This window comes from Micromonospora sp. SL1-18, from assembly GCF_047921505.1.
In the GTDB taxonomy this organism is placed as follows: domain Bacteria; phylum Actinomycetota; class Actinomycetes; order Mycobacteriales; family Micromonosporaceae; genus Micromonospora.
Map to the genome: position 1 here is coordinate 1 of NZ_JBLROA010000155.1, position 2,267 is coordinate 2,267.

General features: G+C 76.1%; 2 protein-coding genes. One reads left to right on the forward strand and one right to left on the reverse strand.

Annotated features, from left to right (window positions below):
• Positions 1-7 precede the first annotated feature (7 nt).
• Positions 8-982: an Acg family FMN-binding oxidoreductase gene (locus ACNAW0_RS30200; RefSeq protein WP_416291446.1), complete on the forward strand. Its 975-nt coding sequence runs from the start codon at positions 8-10 to the stop codon at positions 980-982.
• Between the two features lie 19 nt (positions 983-1,001).
• On the opposite strand, the gene ACNAW0_RS30205 is transcribed toward ACNAW0_RS30200, so the two are convergent.
• Positions 1,002-2,009, reverse strand: coding sequence for an NAD-dependent epimerase/dehydratase family protein (locus tag ACNAW0_RS30205; RefSeq protein WP_416291445.1), 1,008 nt, complete (start codon positions 2,007-2,009; stop codon positions 1,002-1,004).
• Between the last annotated feature and the right edge of the window lie 258 nt (positions 2,010-2,267).

Genomic DNA, 2,267 nt, shown 5'->3' on the forward strand with positions numbered 1-2,267 from the left:
CAGCATCATGACCACCGGCTTCACCGTCGCGCAGTTGCGGGCCGTCGCCACCGACGCTGTCTGGGCACCGTCCCTGCACAACACCCAGCCGTGGCGGTTCCGGCTGCGCGACGGCGGAATCGAGCTGTCCGTCGACCCGCTGCGCCGGCTGCCCGCCACCGACCCGAGCGGGTGGGGCGCCCGGATCGCCTGCGGGGCGGCCCTGTTCAACCTGCGGCTGGCGCTCGCCGTGGCGGGCACCCCGGCCACCGTCCGGCTCCGCCCGTACCCCGCCGACCCGGACGTGGTGGCCCGGCTGGTCCCCGACGTGCCGCGCCGCCCCACTCCCACCGAGCAGAGCCTGTACGCGGCGGTCGGCCGCCGGTTCAGCAACCGCGCCCCGTTCTGGCCCGACCCGGTCTCCGCCGACGCCCGGTGGCGGCTCGGCGAGGCCGCCCGGGCCGAGCAGTGCTGGCTGGAGCTGCTGATCGGCACCAGCGCGGTCAACGCTTTCGCCGAGATCGCCCGCAGCGCCCACCGGGTCCTCGAACGCGACCCCGCGTACGTGGCGGAGCGGATCGCCTGGATCCGCTCCGAACCCTCCCCGGACGGCGTGCCGACCGCCGCCGGCGGCCCGCAGAGCGAGCCGCAGGACCTGCTGCCGCAGCGCGGCTTCGGCGGCCGCAACCGGGCGCCGGGGCGGGATTTCGAACCGGAGCCGCTGGTCGCGGTGCTGGGATCGGCGGGGAACACCACCATCGACCAGATCGTCGCCGGCCAGGCCCTGCAACGGGTGCTGCTGACGGCCACCGACGCCGGGCTGAGCGTATCGATGATCTCCCAGCCGATCGAGGTGCCCGGGGCGCGGGAGGCGCTGCGGCTGTCCCTGGGCCGGTTCGGCACCCCGCAGATGGGGATGAGGATCGGGTACGGCCAGCCCGGCACCGCCACCCCGCGCCGCCCCGTCGACGAGGTGCTCGACCTGCCGGTGGCGCCGTCCTGAGCCGCCGGACGGTGTCGCGTCAGGCCGCCGGGGTGACGTCGGCCAGCAGTTCCGCCTCGCGGTCCGGGTCGAGCCCCACCGGTGTCCGGGCCGGCCGGCCGGCGCGGGGCGGCACCTGACCCACCTCGCACAGCCAGCGCCAGGTGTCGGCGACCGTGTCCGCCGCTGGCCGGCAGGCCAGCCCCGCCGCGTACGCCCGCTCGACGGGGCGCTCCTGCAGCCACCGGAACTCGTGCCCCGGCGGAATCCAGATCGGCAGGTCGTTCCAGGGCACGACACCGGCGGCCAGGATCCGCTCGGGATCGGTCCAGCGCAGCGCCGCGTCCGCACCGGTCACCGCCACCGCCGCGTCGAGCAGCTCACCCATCGTCGTGTGCCCGCTGCGACCCACCACGTTGTACGCCCCGCCGGTGCCCTCGGCGCCCCGGTCCAGCAGCCAGATTGCCAGGTCCCGGACGTCGATGTACTGCACCGGCAGGTCGCGCGGCCCCGGGGCCAGCACCTCTCCGCCCCGGGCGATCCGCCGCAGCCACCACGGCAGCCGCCCGATGTCCTCGCCCGGCCCGAGGATCAGTCCGGCACGGGCCAGCAGTGCCCGCTCGCCGAAGACCTCCACCGCGGCCCGCTCCCCACCGGCCTTGAGCTGTGGATAGTCGCCGTCGACCGCGTCGGCGGACGCCTCGACGACCGGCGCGTCCTCGGCCGAGCCCGGCTCCACCGGCTCGGCGTAGACCGAGCCGCTGGAGACGTAGCCGTAGTGCCCGACCGAGCCGGCCAGGGCGCGAGCGGCGTCCCGCACCGCCCGGGGCGCGCCGTCCCAGGTGTCCACCACCAGGTCCCACTCGCCGCCGGCGAGCGCCGTCAGCCCGTCCGGCGCCGTCCGGTCCCCTCGCAACCGGCGTACGCCCACCGGCACGTCGCCGTGCAGGCCCCGGTTGAACACCGTCACCGACCAGCCGCGCCGTACCGCCTCGGTCACCACGGCCCCACCGACAAATCCTGTTCCGCCCAAAACCAGCAGCCTCATGCGCCCCACCCTGCCCCGTGCGGTACGGATCGGTGGGCGATGTTCACGGCGAGCAGATCTGCCCACGGCAGAAGCCCGCTCCCCGCCGACCGGGCCGAGGCGGGTCGGGCCGCTGCCCGGTCGGGTGCTGTGGGAGGCGATGTCCGGTTTGGGGGTGTGGTCGGCGGCGCCCCGGGCCGGAATGGCTGGCGGCCGGGGGTGGTTGAACACGGGTGCACGGCCGAGGAAGACCACCGCCGCCTGGTGAGGCGGGGTGCG

What these genes read in the sequence shown, in the direction of transcription:
- ACNAW0_RS30205 (WP_416291445.1), bottom strand. Translation starts at nt 2,009, where the DNA reads ATGAGGCTGCTGGTTTTGGGCGGAACAGGATTTGTCGGTGGGGCCGTG.
- ACNAW0_RS30200 (WP_416291446.1), top strand. Translation starts at nt 8, where the DNA reads ATGACCACCGGCTTCACCGTCGCGCAGTTGCGGGCCGTCGCCACCGAC.